The 16,189-nt window shown below is 38.4% G+C and carries 16 protein-coding genes and 1 pseudogene; 11 read left to right on the plus strand and 6 right to left on the minus strand.

Annotation, left to right across the window (positions count from 1 at the left end; translation table 11 throughout):
• Window positions 1-433 precede the first annotated feature (433 nt).
• Together DSM106972_RS54975 and DSM106972_RS25135 are read right to left on the minus strand one after the other, a co-directional pair.
• Window positions 434-568 carry a hypothetical protein gene (locus DSM106972_RS54975; protein WP_267901149.1) on the minus strand — a complete coding sequence of 45 codons (135 nt, stop codon included), beginning with the start codon at window positions 566-568 and terminating at the stop codon, window positions 434-436.
• Window positions 569-770: 202 nt separating this feature from the next.
• Complete coding sequence (locus DSM106972_RS25135) at window positions 771-1,058, minus strand: hypothetical protein (protein ID WP_127083263.1); 288 nt, start codon at window positions 1,056-1,058, stop codon at window positions 771-773.
• Between the two features lie 220 nt (window positions 1,059-1,278).
• Between DSM106972_RS25135 and DSM106972_RS25140 the strand changes: the two genes are divergently transcribed.
• The 8 genes from DSM106972_RS25140 (at window position 1,279) to DSM106972_RS25175 (ending at window position 5,681) form a co-directional block, all read left to right on the plus strand.
• Complete coding sequence (locus tag DSM106972_RS25140) at window positions 1,279-1,668, plus strand: DUF6876 family protein (RefSeq protein ID WP_127083264.1); 390 nt, start codon at window positions 1,279-1,281, stop codon at window positions 1,666-1,668.
• A gap of 43 nt (window positions 1,669-1,711) precedes the next feature.
• Entirely contained in the window at window positions 1,712-2,026 is a 315-nt protein-coding gene (locus DSM106972_RS25145; protein WP_127083265.1) for a hypothetical protein, read from the plus strand.
• A gap of 64 nt (window positions 2,027-2,090) precedes the next feature.
• Window positions 2,091-2,336 carry a Pb-reticulocyte-binding protein gene (locus tag DSM106972_RS25150; RefSeq protein ID WP_127083266.1) on the plus strand — a complete coding sequence of 82 codons (246 nt, stop codon included), beginning with the start codon at window positions 2,091-2,093 and terminating at the stop codon, window positions 2,334-2,336.
• A 76-nt stretch (window positions 2,337-2,412) separates the two neighbouring features.
• Window positions 2,413-2,805, plus strand: a complete 393-nt coding sequence (locus tag DSM106972_RS25155; protein WP_127083267.1) for a hypothetical protein — start codon at window positions 2,413-2,415, stop codon at window positions 2,803-2,805.
• Window positions 2,806-3,031: 226 nt separating this feature from the next.
• Window positions 3,032-3,769, plus strand: a complete 738-nt coding sequence (locus tag DSM106972_RS25160; protein ID WP_127083268.1) for a hypothetical protein — start codon at window positions 3,032-3,034, stop codon at window positions 3,767-3,769.
• Window positions 3,770-3,925: 156 nt separating this feature from the next.
• Entirely contained in the window at window positions 3,926-4,537 is a 612-nt protein-coding gene (locus DSM106972_RS25165) for a Uma2 family endonuclease (protein WP_127083269.1), read from the plus strand.
• 423 nt (window positions 4,538-4,960) lie between these two features.
• A complete protein-coding gene (locus DSM106972_RS55420; protein ID WP_325052211.1) occupies window positions 4,961-5,320 on the plus strand; it encodes a hypothetical protein in 360 nt (119 codons plus the stop codon).
• A 97-nt stretch (window positions 5,321-5,417) separates the two neighbouring features.
• Complete coding sequence (locus DSM106972_RS25175) at window positions 5,418-5,681, plus strand: hypothetical protein (RefSeq protein WP_127083270.1); 264 nt, start codon at window positions 5,418-5,420, stop codon at window positions 5,679-5,681.
• A 78-nt stretch (window positions 5,682-5,759) separates the two neighbouring features.
• On the opposite strand, the gene DSM106972_RS25180 is transcribed toward DSM106972_RS25175, so the two are convergent.
• On the minus strand, window positions 5,760-6,014 hold the full coding sequence (locus DSM106972_RS25180; protein ID WP_127083271.1) for a hypothetical protein: 255 nt from the start codon (window positions 6,012-6,014) through the stop codon (window positions 5,760-5,762).
• Between the two features lie 461 nt (window positions 6,015-6,475).
• Here DSM106972_RS25180 and DSM106972_RS25185 point away from each other — a divergent pair.
• The 3 genes and pseudogenes from DSM106972_RS25185 to DSM106972_RS53845 all read left to right on the plus strand — a co-directional run.
• Window positions 6,476-6,753 (plus strand): annotated as a pseudogene (locus DSM106972_RS25185) (hypothetical protein); the annotation flags it as partial.
• 39 nt (window positions 6,754-6,792) lie between these two features.
• The gene (locus DSM106972_RS25190; protein WP_127083273.1) at window positions 6,793-7,479 is read left to right on the plus strand and encodes a hypothetical protein; all 687 of its coding nucleotides are present in this window, start codon (window positions 6,793-6,795) and stop codon (window positions 7,477-7,479) included.
• A 6-nt stretch (window positions 7,480-7,485) separates the two neighbouring features.
• The gene (locus tag DSM106972_RS53845; RefSeq protein ID WP_233787463.1) at window positions 7,486-8,652 is read left to right on the plus strand and encodes a hypothetical protein; all 1,167 of its coding nucleotides are present in this window, start codon (window positions 7,486-7,488) and stop codon (window positions 8,650-8,652) included.
• A gap of 217 nt (window positions 8,653-8,869) precedes the next feature.
• Here the strand turns inward: DSM106972_RS53845 and DSM106972_RS25200 are convergent, their stop codons facing one another.
• From DSM106972_RS25200 to DSM106972_RS25210, 3 genes are all read right to left on the minus strand, one after another.
• Entirely contained in the window at window positions 8,870-9,361 is a 492-nt protein-coding gene (locus DSM106972_RS25200) for a P-loop nucleotide/nucleoside kinase family protein (RefSeq protein ID WP_127083274.1), read from the minus strand.
• Between the two features lie 99 nt (window positions 9,362-9,460).
• Window positions 9,461-12,046: a leucine--tRNA ligase gene (leuS, locus tag DSM106972_RS25205; protein ID WP_127083275.1), complete on the minus strand. Its 2,586-nt coding sequence runs from the start codon at window positions 12,044-12,046 to the stop codon at window positions 9,461-9,463.
• 950 nt (window positions 12,047-12,996) lie between these two features.
• On the minus strand, window positions 12,997-15,915 hold the full coding sequence (locus DSM106972_RS25210) for a plasmid replication protein, CyRepA1 family (RefSeq protein WP_127083276.1): 2,919 nt from the start codon (window positions 15,913-15,915) through the stop codon (window positions 12,997-12,999).
• Window positions 15,916-16,189 lie beyond the last annotated feature (274 nt).

Below are 16,189 nucleotides of genomic sequence, written 5' to 3' on the forward strand. Positions count from 1 at the left end.
AGCATATTGATTGAGTGCAGCAAGAGCAATATGTTCTTTTGTATTAGCGTGAGCCATTATTTACAGTACCTAAATTCGTGTTGCATCGCACAAAAAATATATCTTAACGCGAAGACTCTTGTTTGAGCGTTTTAAGTTATGAGATGTCAGATTCTAAGCATGATGTATATAATGCTACTATACAATCCATTCTTAGTAGTAACTATTAACTATGTGTTTGCACTTTTGGAGGCGCCTGTATGAGCGCGCGTAGTTTATAAATAAATATTCATCAAGCAGTATAGTGTAAAATTACTAATTTATTAACAACTTAGCATCTTGCCATGTACGAACGGTGAATGAGTATCTTATCGAAGGTATGTTCCTTAGAGGCGCCTTAAGGCACTTCTTAACTAGTTTGTAGGCGTACAAATGTTTGTTGAATTTCTTACTACTACGATTTTTTTAAAGCACTGTTAAGTCTAGTAAATTTTTCGGTTAGAAGCCATTGCAATGAATCTTTATCAAGCGCAGGCTCGATTCTAGTCAAAAAAACTTCTTCAAGTTCAGATGCTTGATGGTGTGTCATAAAATGATGCACAGTAGTTCTCAACTTATCAAAATCTCTGTTTGCGATGCATTCAAGAAAAGGAATTATTTCGCTTAGTGGTATATTTTTTACACTCATAACACAACTATATCTTAGATTTTAATACTACTACTTAGGAACAGTATAGGCGCCACAAGTACTCGTAGCGCCTATTTTGTTAGTTAGTGAAACATTACAATATCTATTTTGCACCATCATTCAGTTCATTAGTTTGGTTAAAAATCCTGTTGACAGCAAGAACATGACTCTGGAACCAGAGGTCTGACTGTAACACGTCATTAGCCCAGTAATAAAAAGCTGACAGTAAATTGCGAGCGCCGTACTTAACGATTGCTTCTTCCTTAATTTTGTCTAAACAAGGGTCATTTTTTGATTCAAGATATAGCAGTCGCATGTCTTTAAAATCATCATCTTTATAAGCGTACATCGCAAAACCTGCGGCATGTGTGGATACATCTATCAATTCCATACTGGGAGATTAATGGTAGGGCACCTATAATTGCTTGATGTCTGTAGTAATCGTAGTTCATCTTTTTCAAGCCTCCTAGTAGAGTTACCTCGCGTAATATTTAATTGAATTTACTTCATATTATTACATTAGTTTTTGGCATTTTAACAATAATAACTATTACTATATATAAATTTTATCTACACTATAAAATTTTTAAACGGCTCACGCCTCTAAATTTATGAAAATATATATAGAGGTAAAAGTTGTGGAAAGCGTTGAAAAGATTAATGCTAAATTTAAGCAACTTATCGGCTCAGATGTCATTTATCAACATTGGCTAGGTATGAGATACACATCGGGAATTAAGTATCTAGCTGAAGCTGCTGAATGCTTTTGGTTACTTGATGCTATTGCTTCGCACCAAAACCCTTATTTATTATCAAATCCTCAGCTTCAAGAATTCCAAATTTGGCGTTTAGTAGTACAAGATAAATCAGGTATCTTAATTTGTGAATTGGATACAAATCAAGAAGTTATGAGACAGGAAATTCCATACACCAATTTTCCTTTACCTCACATCAAGCTTTACCTAGTGCAAAAAGTATTACTGTTACCCAATGAATATTAATGAGAAATCAACAAGCCGCGCCAACTATTCGTGCATTTTCATTATGAATAAGAACAACACAACTCAACTAGAGCTTGATTTCTTTGTAATTCAACGTGGTACAAGAGTTCGGGTACGTGGGTACGATTGCCACAACTGGCTTGATTTAACAAATTCTATTGGAGTCGTTGATTATTATTCTCAAGCAACAGGCGATTATCTCATTTATTTTAAAGATAAACCAGGTATTGCTGAAGGTACTCGTTTAACTCTCTATTATAGACGCGAACAATTAGAGATTATTCCAGGCAAACGCGGTAAGTGCAGTTGGGAATACGTAGTTAACAAGAAAAATGAGTCAAAACTAGAACACAACTAGGTAGGCGCCAACAAGATTGCGGCTCACGCCTTTGATAAGTACGAAAGCAATTGGCGAAATATGTATGATTCAGCAAATTAGTTTTGAGCAAACTTTTGTCACCAGTCTTGAGAAATTTATGGGTAAAGCCGACAAATTTATTAAGAGTTACTACGCAGGTGTAAGTGAGCAAAACCAGGTTAAAGAAATAATGTCCGAAGTGCGTCTTCTTGCATTGGATGTTGATTTGGAACAATTGGAGATTGAGTACCAAATGTACAGTGACAAGAAAGATTTGATGGCTGACTGCGATGATTCAGCTTGGTGGTAAACAAATGGAATTGTACGAACACTAACACTATTGGGCTGACGCCCAGTACATGTTTGAATAATTAGGAGTTTTCGATATGCCGAAGCAAAAATCTGCTACAACATCATCTTTCCAAACAATCGACAGTTCGGTCTTAGGAGATTACGCGATTGCTGATTATTCTGAGCGCGTATACTCAAAAGTCTACTACGCTATACGTGAACTTTCTGGACTGCTTGCCAAGCGTTCCTTAAAGGAAGTATTTGATTGGAATGAGTTTAAAGAGCGTTTTGCTAACGATTTTGGTAAAGTTCAAGAAAAGCGCTATTCCCTTGAACAACTACTTGAGTACGCTATCCGTAAGTTTGGAAAGACGCGCGAAGACCTCATTGCACAGAATCAAATTTCATGGCAGCGTAGGCAACAATACTTAGAACGCACAAATGCTAGCTACCCGTCAGAAATGATTGACGAGCCTAACTGCTTCTAAAACCATGTAATGGTATTTATGCAAAATATCCTCTAGATATAAATAATGCTAGAGGATATTTGCGCTTTAGTTAACACTTCAACTATTCATCTTCTCAGCTTCTCATATTAACACGTTAATATCCGTAAATATTTGGGTGATAAATAAACCTTTATCGCCCTTTTTTACTTACTGCCAAAGCGCGCGACCATAACCGCTTCATCAAACGCACCACAATCTTCACAATATGTTAGAAAATAGTTACCTTGTCTGGGAAGGAGAATCTTTGATAGATGGTTCTCCTATCTTTTTAGTATTAACTGGTTTTGTTTTTCCCACATCTAATCGTCGAACGGGAAGAAGTATGATACAATCGTGGATATTACAAAAAAATCTTACTCCCACAAGCGCAGCAAAGCAAGGATTGGATTTTGGCGTATGTGGAAATTGTGAACTGAAAATGAGTAAATCAGCATGTTGCTATGTAAATATGCTGCCTTTAAATAACGTTTACCGCAAGCACACAACAGGCACTTATCCGAAATTCGGCGCCAACGAGATAGCAATATTAAAACGATACCGCTATCCAGTCAGAATCGGTTCTTACGGAGACCCAACAGCAGTACCATTTGATGTGTGGGAACCGATAATATTAGCATCAAATAAGCATACTGGCTATACACATCGTTGGAGAGATTTAGGAAATGATGCTTGCCGTTGGAAAAATTATTTGATGGCATCAGTTCATACCGAATTAGAAGCGGAAGAAGCTCAGAGAATGGGTTGGAGAACATTTAGAATTATTGCTCCTGATGCACCTTTAAGTAATAATGAGATTCTTTGCCGCAATGCTGAAGATGATTCTTTAAAATGTGATAGCTGTTTGCTTTGTAACGGCAGCTCATCAAAACCCAATATAGCTGATAGAGTTCACGGATTGAATTGGAAAGTTTCAAATTTTGTAAAATATCTGAATCAACAGTAATTTTAACAATACAAATATTAAACGCTTTAAGGAATTTTCCTTAAGCGTTAATTTTTTCTTATTTTATTCGGTGCCTTTTTATTAAAACTAGTTTTTAATCTCAATTGTCGCGCTTAAGCTATAATATACTAATAAGTTTCTTTGTGGTACACGTTTATGACCGTGATAAACCCAATCATCGAACAACCTACCACACCTAGCAGCACTTATGTCTTGCTACATGACGTTAGTTGGGAACAACTAGAGCAACTTGATGTTACTCTTGCGGGAACAGGCGCCCGACTAACTTATCTGGATGGTATTCTAGAAATTATGTCTCCACTATCTGATGACCATGAAGATTCCAAGAAAACATTGGCAATGTTATTGGAAGCATATATGCGAATTAAAAATATTAGATTTTATGGTCGTGGGAGCGCAACACTGGGTGGGAGTCAGAATAGAGGTCGTCGAGAACCTGACGAGTCCTATAACTTAGAAACGAAGAAACCTATTCCTGATTTAATTTTAGAAATTACGGTTACAAGTGGTGGTATCAATAAGCTCGAAATATATAAGCGCTTAGATGTACCAGAGGTTTGGTATTGGGAAGATGGTTTAGTATCAGTTTATTCTTTACAAGCTGGCGCGTATCAAAAAGTTACAAAAAGTGTACTGCTACCGGACTTAGATTTAGAGTTAATAGCTCGATATTCACGTATGGCTGATCAGTACGATGCTATATCAGAGTTTAGTCAGATTATTGCTGCTAAAGGAGGCGCTAACTAGTTACTATTTTGGAATGATGCAACGAATCTGGTTATTTATGTGAGCTAAATTAGCATAGCTTGATTTTCTACTGCTGCCGTTTCAAAAAACTGTTTAAATTTGTCAAAACAATACAGTATATATTCCTCTACAAACTCCTTAGATGATTCAGACTACAAGCAAATCGGATATATATTTATTTATAGCTGCTTTTGCATTAAAACCAGACCATAGTTCATCAGAAGTAATATCTTTTACTGCCTCATATGTTACTACTAGCTTCATACAGGCTAGTAGCTTTTTATTACCTTATTCTTCTTAATTTATAAAACCATAGTTGAAAATATGCCTGACGGCATTAATAAACATGAACTAACGCTTGCGTGATTAAACTAATTGCACGGCTTGTTAGTAAAAAATAGATATCAAAGCAGGAAAGCAACTATGGTTATTTTACAAGCTTCTACAATTCAAAGCAGCAAATCTAAACTTAAGAGAAAGCTACAAAGTATTGTATTTGAGATTGTCAATCAATCTTTTATTAAGTTAAAACATCGAAGTTTTGTACCAAGTTATAACAAGGATGCTTTGCTGATTGCCAGTTCTCAACCAATACCAGCTTCAATACCAGAACCTGAGACCATCAAACATACTCTCATTGGCTCAACTAAAACTGTAACCGGAACGATTCGCGTTTTGCATCAACTTGGTTACGCCAATATTAATGATTGGAGTCCCTTAGTACCTACATCAAATTCAGGCGAAGTTATAAGTATTTTGATACGTACAATCAACGTGCAATAGTCAAAAAAATTAGTCGGCACTGGCGCCTATGAGGGAGTGATGTTTAATATCATTCCCTTTCTACCGTGCGTACCTATGTAAAAACGGTAACATTATTATGGCAATCGTCTTAGCGCATCCTCAATTTCAAGTATTAACTCACGTACAAACTGGAGCAGTTAAAGGAAGAATTTACTTTCCTGCTTTGTTTTTAGCTGAGTTTAGTGGCGCCGTTATTAAATGGTTACAGCGGCAAGAAATATCATTTGAAGAAAAAGACCTTAAGATTTACTCCGATGGGTCTTTTCGCATATATTTCAAAACACGATTATCTCCAGAAATAGAATATCTCGCTCTAATTAAGATAATTGAAAATATCTAAGTTGTACGTGAACAAACAACTTAATCATTAGAACGCGAAGTATATAGATGGCAATAATCAAAAGCTTTAATTTCGTCGTCAATCAGAGAAATTATCGACTCTAATATCTCTCCAAATATCAGAAATTTGCCATCCTGACTTGCCGACAGATTGAACTATTGGGTTGTCGCGCACTGGGATATAGTTAGATTCCTGATTCTGTATAACTATAGGTTTTTGCTCCAGACTAACCACTGGAATATCCTTTGCATCAGGCTGAATATTTTCTTCTTCATCCTCTATTTTCTTAATTTTAAGGAGAAGTAGTTGTTCAGATTTTTTGATAAGTGTCATATGTTGATTCGGAACTATTGATTAGATGTAACCTGTATATCTATGAGAAAATAGCTCAATAATTATACATTCTAACGGTTATCTATCTCACTTATTAAGAAATATAAATATTTTTCATACCAAACAATATTGCTATTTTAACCAGCAAGTGTTGAGTCGGATTCTCCGAACGGCAAAAATTGCCGTTCGATAGAATACTTAGGACTCCCATCTTAATTGACTATGGAACATGTTATTTTTTTGACAAGATATTACCACATTAAAAAGCTCATACTCACTTTTTAGAAGATATTTGTAGCACAGATGAGCGTAAATAGCAGTTAAAGTCATTATTTATACATACTTCCAGAAAATTGGTACCCTTGGTTTTTATCATTGGCGCCACCTTTACAATAAAATTCTATCCAGATAAGGTGCTGTGGTATTATAAGTGCCACTCGAATTACAACCACTGCGTATTTGATAACAAAACCCAGGCAATTGAGAGAGCGAAAGTTTGGAAAAAATTCAAGTCACACGAATTGCGATCTCCCACCGATTGAGTACAATTCGTAAGGCAGACCGAATATATGTACTGCAAGCAGAAAGGATAGTACAGAAGGGTAACTTTGAAGAACTGCTTACTAATCTCCATATTGAGGCGCCTGAGAAAATTCAGGGGGGTGATGCTCGACAGGAGTTGGTACGCGAGTTCATGTTAAATAATGTTTGCTCGACTATCCTCGTTGCCGCTGTTTGAAATAGGCTATTTGTATAGTGCGAGGGGGAGTTGAGCGAGATGCCAAAAAAGAGTCAAAGTAATTCTCAGGGTAATATTAAACTAGGGGTTTCTCTGGGTTCCCGCATTTTTGAAGCACTTACCGAAACGGAAATTTCCCAGTTACTTGATGAATTGTTTGGAATTTTATCCGAAGAACAACAATTAACGGCTTTAGCCAAACTCCAACCAGACACCAAAGCGACTTTAACCGAAATCCTTGACCCGTCTCCAACAGTTGAACCAGAAAAAACAGCCAAAACCCAACCGACTTCCCTAGCAAAATATGCTCAAACTTGGTCGGAATTATGGCTTGAATGGAATCAAGTCATTAGGTTCGCATCCGAGGAGGAGGGGAAGTACATAGTCCAAGAGCGACACTGGGAAGAACCTTATTTCGATAACTGTACTTTTGTTGAGGATTTAGAAGAGATCGCCACAAAAATGAAGCCATTGGTAAAAACAGCTTTTGAAAATGGCTTTGGCTATGATGACGGTTTTGCAATCAGTTTATTAGAAGCAGAAAGCGAAATTTCCGATGGTATTCCCGACTGGATGGAAATTCAGGATGGGATTCATTTAGAAGCTGCGATAACCCATTGTTTGTTGGAGTGGGAATGGTTATTAGCACAAGAACAAGGACAAGACGGGTTTAAATTTGCTAACAATATCCGGGAGTGGGAAGAAAATTTGTCCACGTTAGTTTAGATGGTGATGCTGTTATCGATTTCTGCTGTGATTTACCAGATGTGCTTGCAACAGTTGATTTTCACGGGAATGACGAGCGAGCAAGAAAATTCCCTGTGGAAGTATCACCTAGAAAATACCCATTCCCATTGGCATATGTTTTACATTGAGGTAATGCGTCAATTTGCAACACCAGAGGTATATTTAAATAATCTACGGTCAACTATTATACAACAGTGGTCAAATGGTTTACCTGTAATTGAGGATTTGTTGGCAAGACAGGAATATCGCGAGTGTGTTGTAGTCATCCAAGAAACTTTAGATTCTTTGTTACAACACAAACGCGAGAACCAAGACTGGACAGCGGAAACTTCGTTACTTTTTCTGTTGATGGGTGGATATTATCACGGTAATGTCAATCAGGAAAACGCAAAAAAATTACTTCGCTACTACCAACAAGCTGTTCGAGAATTGGGAGAAAGCGAACGGGTAAATGCCCTGGAAATTCAGTGTATTACCTTTGAGTATTGTTACGATTGGTCGAAAATGTTGGCTGCATTTGTAGAAACACCTGTTACTGAAAATACTCGACAAGCATTGTTGGAATCTTGGCGTAATTCGATAATTAAACGTGCTACACCACATAGCTACTCGAATTTTTATACAAGAGAGCAACCTGTAAGTATTTGGTGGCTACATTGGTTACTAGATAGTATTACATCCGAAAAAATTGGACATGCTTGGTTCGGTCAGCAAGCGCTCGCGTGGTTGGCAAATTTACCTGGAGATAGTGAAAAATTGGGTAGGGAATATGGTGTTTTGCGCTTGCTCACCAAAGATTTGACCGATATTAAGTTCCTCTTAAAATATCCTTATCCTAAATTTTATGAGGTGGTAATTGCGCCCAGTCTAACATCTACACCCGATGATGTTTCCCGGAGACAATATCTCCAAGAATATGCACCATCAGACTTGTGGGAAAGGGTAATGGATTATTGGAAAGCAAATTTACACAAATTTGTCCCTAAACCGGAAATGTCCCAAAATTCAGATTACAGTACAAATGCAGCGTGGATGTCTGCATTGAAGGAATTATCACCTGAGAATTATCAGATGTTGTTGTCAGAATGGAAAGTAAATCATCAACGACGACGCAATCTATGGAAAGCGATGGGTAATTTAGGTTTGATGTAACAAAAGTAGGGCTATTACTATTGAAGGAGTGTGAAGTGCCTTATCAATTTTGTTAAAGTATAATACCAATTTAATATAAAGCTGCAACTAATTAAATCCCCCCCAGCCCCCCTTAATAAGGGGGGAGCTAAGAACCACAATGTGCATCTTTATATAAAAATGGTATAACATCTAACATGAGCTAACAAAATTCTATATTTACATAAAAAACCTCAAATTAGCGTCGTACAATCTCGAACAAGAAACCCTCATCAGCAGATGGTGGTTGAAAGAAACTAGTTACATGATGGAAAACTTCTTCTGTATCAAATAGTGCCCTTTCTGGATTGTTTTCTCGTCGCTTGGAAATTTGTTCTATGCAGGTTTTGTCATCTACCTCAAGATATATTAAACAATGGGGAATGTTTTCAGTTAAAAATATATGCTTGAACCATGCTCTTTGATTTTTAGTGTTTGCTGGAAAATCCATCACTACAGAAACCCCAGAATTAAGTATGCTTGTGATATGGGTTTTCAATAATGGTTTTAACCGATTTGAATATTTTAGGTAATCATCGAAATTGGTGATTTCGTTGGAATAAAGAGCTGATAACCAATCATCTTCAGACAATAGTATTGCATTTAATTCTTGAGATATTTGTCGGGATAGAGTTGATTTACCTGCACCCATTTTTCCACAAAAGAATATTAAAGTTCCTTTTGAATTCATTTTTTACTTTATCCTATGTAATTAAAATACCACCTACAAGATGCAGCTATTAGCAACCACATGGTACTTCCCAGAGTAAAAAACAAGATATAGTGCAGGTTACTGCACCACCAAGTTCACAATTTTACCAGGGACAACAATAACCTTTGTAATAGTTTTTCCATTTATTAGCTTCTTAATTTTTTCGTCATTCAGAGTTAATATTTCCAATTCTTCCTTCTTTGTTTCAGCATTCACCCTCAAAAGAGAACGTACTTTCCCATTAATTTGAATAGCAATATTTACCACTTCATCCACACACAAACTTTCGTTATACCCAGGCCAAGAAGCGTCAGCTATTAAACTCGACTCACCCAAACGCATCCATAGTTCTTCTGATATGTGGGGTGCAAAAGGAGCTAATAATTTCAAAAAATTCTTAATAGTATTTATAGGAAGTGTTTTTGCGTTTGTAGCCACATTCACAAACTCCATCATCTTGCTAATAGCTGTGTTCATTTTGTCGATGGATTCAATGTCTTCTGTGACACCCTTAATAGTTTTATGCAGTTTCTTCTGTAAATCTGCTTCCGTATATCCGGGAGCATCAACCAATTTTCTGCTGTTTTTACCCGTTGCTTCATCAACTATTAAGCGCCAAACTCTTTTAAGAAATCGCGAAATGCCATCTAGACCAGACTTTTGCCACGGACCGCTCGCACTTAAAGACCCCATAAATAATCCGTACACCCGCATAACGTCTGCACCGTACTCATCCACAATCTCGTCAGGGTTTACTACATTTAAGCGAGATTTGGACATTTTTTCAATCTGAGTTTGAACTGGTCGCTCTCCGTTTTTGACAAACCACTCTTCACCTTGCTCCTCTACCTCCGTAGGGTAGTAATATTTACCACTATCGTCTCGATATGAGTAAGCTAAAACCATCCCTTGGTTGAACAATCTTTGGAAAGGTTCCTTTGTAGAAACAAGACCGCAGTCATAGAGGACTTTGTGCCAAAAGCGAGCGTAGAGGAGATGTAAAACCGCATGTTCTGCACCGCCAATGTAAAGGTCAACTGGCATCCAGTAACTTTCTGCTTCTAACGACCAAGGTCTTTCATTGTTTTTCGGGTCTGTGTAGCGTAGATAATACCAACAGGAACCAGCCCACTGTGGCATCGTATTTGTTTCTCTGATTCCACAGCGTCCCGAAGGCAAAGTAACCATAAGCCATTCATCTTCAGCTCTGGCTAAGGGAGGTTTGCCGTCGGAGGTAGGCTTGTACTCATCAATCTGAGGTAATTTTACAGGCAATTGGTCGCAAGGGACTGGCATGATAGTGCCGTCTTCCAGGTGTACGATGGGAAAAGGCTCCCCCCAGTAGCGCTGGCGGGAAAACAACCAATCCCGCAGGTTGTACTGTACTTTAAGGCGACCTTTACCTGTCTGTTCCAACCACTCTATCATCTTTTCCTTTGCAGCATTTATCTCCATACCGTTAATAAAGTCACTGTTTATACAAAAAATACCCCTAGTATATGCTGCCTCTTCGATAGGTTCTTTACTCCCGCTAACAACCTCAACAATAGGAAGATTATATTTTGTTGCAAATTCGCGATCGCGCTCATCATGACCGGGTACGCCCATAATCGCCCCTGTTGCGTAGGACATTAACACGTAGTCAGCAACCCAGATAGGAATAACTTGATTGTTACAGGGGTTAACAGCATAAGCTCCCGTGAAAACACCCGTCAAAACTATTGCAAGTTCTGTCTGAGCAAGCTCAGTTTTGTTTTTTGCTGACTCTACGTAAGCCTGAACCAAAGCTTTTCGCTCATAAACAACAATCTTTTCAACCACTGGGTTTTCAGGAGCAAGAACGCAATATGTGACACCAAATAAAGTTTCAGGTCTAGTTGTAAATACTGTAAAAGAGATATCTGTGTTTTCAACAGCAAAATCTACCTCGGCTCCAGAGGATTTTCCAATCCAATTGCGTTGCATCTCTTTTAAACTTTCAGGCCAATCGAGCTCGTCTAAATCTCTTAAAAGTTTTTCTGCATATACCGATATCTTTAGCATCCACTGTCGCATCAACTGGCGCTCAACGGCATCGCCCGTTTCGATGTATTTGCCATCTTTGACTTCTTCGTTGGCGAGAACTGTCCCTAAAGCAGGACACCAATTTACTGGTACATCCGCCACGTAAGCCAGGTTTTTTTCATACAATTTGAGAAATATCCATTGCGTCCACTTGTAGTAATCGGGTGAAGTAGTATTAATCTCCCGTCCCCAATCGTATGCAAAACCTAATCTCTTAACCTGATGTTTAAAGTTATCTATATTTCGTTTGGTAATTACCGCAGGGTGAATATTTTCGCGAACTGCAGCACGTTCGGCTGGTAACCCGAACGCATCCCACCCCATACAATGTAGAACGTTGTAACCCTGCATCCGACGCATACGGGCAATAACGTCTGTGGCTGTATAAGATTTGGGATGTCCAACATGCAAACCTGCTCCTGATGGATATGGGAACATGTCTAGTGCAAAATACTTAGGCTTACCTTTCAGATTTTCTGGATTCTCTGTCACCCAAAAAGTCTTGCGTTCTTCCCAAATAGCTTGCCATTTCTGCTCAATGCTTTTGAAGTTGTAACTATGTTCGGGTATTGTAGGCTGTATGATTTGATTTTTATCCATATTATATATACGCTCCTAAAATTTGCTTAATAACTTTTACGTTTATAATAAGCAATTCATGCGTAAACGAGTATTTAATATTTTTGCAATTTCGATTGCTTCTTTTTCTGCACCAGGGAGGGAAGATAAGCTGTGCCAATTTTCCAACATGAAGCTTCTAAGTAAGTCGGCGCCAATAAAACAAACTATGTAAAGATATATAAATACGGAAAAAGCATCTACATTGAGGTGACACAGCGGGAGGGCGCCCGTTTGAGAGTATTCTTAACACGCGCACGGAAGACGAAACCCTTTTAAAACTTAGGGCTACAAATGTACTATAAAAAGAAAAAGACCGAGCAGAGGTAATTAGGTTAAATGCACACGGGTGGTACGTAGAAAAAATAGCAGGACATTTTAAATGGACTGCGGTGGAGAGTCAGAGAAGTGTTACATAGGTGGAAAAAATCAGGCACAGAAGGGCTTTGGGATAACCCTTGTAAAGGCAGAAAGACAAAATGGACTGAAGAAGACATGTTATTTTTAGAACAATCTCTCAGGCTTTAACCACGTACATATAACAGTCATCAATCGCCACTGGGAATTAGAACAGAATTAAATCAACTTCTAGTTGCTAAAACCGTTGTAAAGCAGTCTACATAATAATGACACGGTAATTAATAAAACTAGTGCGTAAAAGAGCGAAAACCTTCTAATTAGAAGGTAGAAATTTTCAACACTAGTTCGTGCGTTCTTAATTAACGTCTTATCAACGTTTGGAGAAATATTTCTGGAACTAGATTCTCATCGAACGGCAACTCTTGCCGTTCGGGGAAGAGTTACTTAGATGAACAAAGTAGTTTTTGTGTAATTATTTTGACTTATGTTTTAAAGGCGCCCAAATTCCCCTATATAATTTGGGAGACTATGGGTGGTTGTGTCCAAAATCTATTTAAATAGTCTCTTTATTATTAGTGCTGGACACCAAGAGCATAACGTTTTTCCCAAGTAGCGAAAATTATGTCACGTTCATCTTTTGGCTCAACAAATCGATAAACTCTTTCCCTACGACCTCTACTCCCAAATCGCCCAACGTAAGATAATCCCAACCCCAACTTACTTAGTATTTTTTGAACAATCGTGATGGCGCCCAATCGGTTAGAAATGGAAACCCCCAAATAGTTCCTAATAATATACCTATGTTGCACAGCCAGAGCCTTAAACTGCTGTAATTGTGGGTCAGAACCACGAAACATTATCCCTGGAGTCAGAAAATAACTAATGTTGAGATTTTCCAACAACGAAACCACAGGTAATAACTGCCCTCGGTTAAAATCCGGCTTCCAGACTGCATTCTCACCCAAGTCTATTTGTGCCTTAGCTGTTGTTACATCACGTTGGGCAAGATGCTCTCGTCCCAAGGTCAAAAAGTAATGCAGACGTAATTGAGGATACCAGCCATCTGAGTCTTTCCATACTAAGGAGGTTGTTACGTTAATACCATAAAGTTCTTTTAGTACTGCCTTGCGTTGTTGCTGGCGTTCGGTAGTAGTCTTCGCACGTTTATCTTTTAGTTTCTTCAACTGGTCGTCGGAGATGTCTTCTGCCGCTTCAACCGCCCGACACTCGGATGTGTGTAATTCCAAAGAAGCTACTTTAACAGATTCAAAAACTCGCTCACTCTCTTCAAGTTCAATATCTTCTACATCAATAATTGTGTAACCATCTTCTTCCAAACCCTTCAGCACAGATTCCCGGTAGCACCGCATTTGAGCGTTGATAACACAAGCCCGTTTTCCCCAGGTTTGTAATGATTCCGGTTGAAAATTTTCATCGATGCAACTGTAATCAGCATTATCAGCTTCGGATAACAATGCAATATTTGCTCTTGTCGCCACATGTTGACTCGCCAAAAGTACACCTAATGATGCGGCGCCGTTTCCAACAAATCCCATGCCACAAGTCCTCACCCAGACGTGGCGGTCAACAGTTTCTCTTAATCTTGCTAACATTTGGCGCGCGGAATTTGCAGACTGGACTCCTTGGAATATTCCCCACACAGCGTTGAAATGACCCTGAATATCGATAGACACACCAGTTTCTAAACTGGGTGAAGCAATCACTAAATCGTATTCGCACAGAATCGAGTTGAGATGGGCAATACAACCATAAGCTGGATGCTCTGGGTCAGCAACCGACTCGCTATCAATTCGTAAAATTCTTAAATGTGGAAATTTGCGACGAAATCTTTGCTCTAATGCCTGAGTTCCCCATTTTGATTTGGCTTTCTGAGCAGAGCAACACAGTAAATGATGTCCCCCTTTGGAAATTGCCTTATCAAGTGCTGCAACTAAATTTTTCGGATTAGTACCGTCATAGCTGTAACAATTTCCTGCTACGTGTCTATAATTGTTAAGAATTACAAATGGTTTAACTTGAATCTCTCCTGCTAGAGAAAGCACGTAGTCCGCATCACAATCGGATACATCCGCACTTGCTAAATAAATCTTTCCTTTGGGGCTACTTAAAACATTTTGAATTAGCAACTGAAGATTTTTAAGTACAGAAACCCGATGTTTTGCGACTTCTGTTGAAGAATTAAGAAGATGCCAAAATACTTGGTCGCACTCATCGATGATAACTGTATCGTTATACCAATCGCTCGGATTAAACCTAGCTTGGCTATTATGGTGCAGAGAATCAATACAAACCCCATATCCAAGTAAATCCCCCGTACCTGATGAGTGTACTTTAGTTACATAATTGACTCCAAAACGTTCGCATAATGCTTCCCCTAATTGAATACGATGGGTAATAATTAACACTCGACGATTTTGTTCATGAGCTTTTGCTACTTCTGAGGTTAACCATTCGGTTTTACCCGTTCCTTTTGCTGATTGAAGGATAATAAGCTTTTCAGCTTCTGGGATTGATATTTGTCCAAGATATTTTTGCTCAAACGCCATTGCAGGTTTATAAGTCAGAAGTGTAAAAAGGTTAACTTGCCACATCTCTAAGGTGTCGGCTTTGTCGTAAAGCGTCTCAAATTCTTCTTCTCCCTGAGCAAAAATAAAATCGTCAACTCCCTTGGTGGGTCTTGGTAAATCAATTACTTTAACCTCACAACCTGAATACGCAAGCAATTTCCCCATTCGTTGGGTAGCAGTTCTTACCCGTTGAACAGTTTCTGGCTTTTCATCCTGGTCGAAGCAAATAGTAATCTGTCTATCTAAAGTTGCAAAATGTTTCAAATCTGGGATTAGGAAGGGATTTCCGATGACGTTACCTGCTTCATCTTTGGGAGTGCGATAGCCACCGTTAACTCCAGGGATTGCAATTGCAGCATAACCAGCAGTCAGTAAACAAGCTGCTTTTTTAGCCCCTTCAGCAATTACTACCGGAACATTGCGGCGCCAGACCCAGTACCAAAATCCATGCTCCTGTTGCCAATCATCTTCTGTAATGGGGATACCACAACGTTCTGAAACTTTCTCCCAAATCCTTTTCGGTACTTGCAGAAAAAATGCGCGCGTTACTTCTTTATAAGGATGCTCATATTTTATAAATTTATGGATTTTTTCATAATCGCGTCTGGGTTTATCTGGCTTGAAGCATCCCCACATCATTGGATTGTAGTTGTTGAGAGGGTCAATCCCGTTACACCACCAACCTCCATATTCAATGTGGCGATATTTCTTTAAATCCTTATCTCGCAGGCGCCCGTCGTTACGGCGTGAGATACTGGAACTATAAAGTAAATATTCATAGGGTGTTGTTCCTGATAGCGATATAACGTTAAGGGCAATGATTTCTTTATCAACTGAGCTATTGAGCCATTCAGTAAAATGTTGGGGTTGAAAGTTTTTTTCGTCAATACAAATTGCGTTCATAGGAAACTCCAAATTTTTTATTTGGTATGGGTTTCGATGCGTAGATGCATAAGGATAGAGAGCGGCAAATGTAGAGATACCGCACTTCTAAAGTATTATTCTCGTAAGAGTGAAGATTAAATCATTAATACGCTTATCAGTATTTTCTCATATTTTGGCGCATAAAAACATAACAGCATGTAAACAAATGCTGCCTTTACAATTTGTCATACTGATACCAATTACGGAGTAATTAACACATTGATACTCTTATTTTGTACCTCAAGCAAACAGC

Origin of the sequence: Dulcicalothrix desertica PCC 7102, from assembly GCF_003991905.1 — a bacterium.
Classification (GTDB): Bacteria; Cyanobacteriota; Cyanobacteriia; order Cyanobacteriales; family Nostocaceae; genus Dulcicalothrix; species Dulcicalothrix desertica.

What these genes read in the sequence shown, in the direction of transcription:
- DSM106972_RS54975 (WP_267901149.1), bottom strand. Translation starts at nt 568, where the DNA reads ATGACACACCATCAAGCATCTGAACTTGAAGAAGTTTTTTTGACTAGA.
- DSM106972_RS25135 (WP_127083263.1), bottom strand. Translation starts at nt 1,058, where the DNA reads ATGGAATTGATAGATGTATCCACACATGCCGCAGGTTTTGCGATGTAC.
- DSM106972_RS25140 (WP_127083264.1), top strand. Translation starts at nt 1,279, where the DNA reads ATGAAAATATATATAGAGGTAAAAGTTGTGGAAAGCGTTGAAAAGATT.
- DSM106972_RS25145 (WP_127083265.1), top strand. Translation starts at nt 1,712, where the DNA reads ATGAATAAGAACAACACAACTCAACTAGAGCTTGATTTCTTTGTAATT.
- DSM106972_RS25150 (WP_127083266.1), top strand. Translation starts at nt 2,091, where the DNA reads ATGATTCAGCAAATTAGTTTTGAGCAAACTTTTGTCACCAGTCTTGAG.
- DSM106972_RS25155 (WP_127083267.1), top strand. Translation starts at nt 2,413, where the DNA reads ATGCCGAAGCAAAAATCTGCTACAACATCATCTTTCCAAACAATCGAC.
- DSM106972_RS25160 (WP_127083268.1), top strand. Translation starts at nt 3,032, where the DNA reads ATGTTAGAAAATAGTTACCTTGTCTGGGAAGGAGAATCTTTGATAGAT.
- DSM106972_RS25165 (WP_127083269.1), top strand. Translation starts at nt 3,926, where the DNA reads ATGACCGTGATAAACCCAATCATCGAACAACCTACCACACCTAGCAGC.
- DSM106972_RS55420 (WP_325052211.1), top strand. Translation starts at nt 4,961, where the DNA reads ATGGTTATTTTACAAGCTTCTACAATTCAAAGCAGCAAATCTAAACTT.
- DSM106972_RS25175 (WP_127083270.1), top strand. Translation starts at nt 5,418, where the DNA reads ATGGCAATCGTCTTAGCGCATCCTCAATTTCAAGTATTAACTCACGTA.
- DSM106972_RS25180 (WP_127083271.1), bottom strand. Translation starts at nt 6,014, where the DNA reads ATGACACTTATCAAAAAATCTGAACAACTACTTCTCCTTAAAATTAAG.
- DSM106972_RS25190 (WP_127083273.1), top strand. Translation starts at nt 6,793, where the DNA reads ATGCCAAAAAAGAGTCAAAGTAATTCTCAGGGTAATATTAAACTAGGG.
- DSM106972_RS53845 (WP_233787463.1), top strand. Translation starts at nt 7,486, where the DNA reads ATGCTGTTATCGATTTCTGCTGTGATTTACCAGATGTGCTTGCAACAG.
- DSM106972_RS25200 (WP_127083274.1), bottom strand. Translation starts at nt 9,361, where the DNA reads ATGAATTCAAAAGGAACTTTAATATTCTTTTGTGGAAAAATGGGTGCA.
- leuS (WP_127083275.1), bottom strand. Translation starts at nt 12,046, where the DNA reads ATGGATAAAAATCAAATCATACAGCCTACAATACCCGAACATAGTTAC.
- DSM106972_RS25210 (WP_127083276.1), bottom strand. Translation starts at nt 15,915, where the DNA reads ATGAACGCAATTTGTATTGACGAAAAAAACTTTCAACCCCAACATTTT.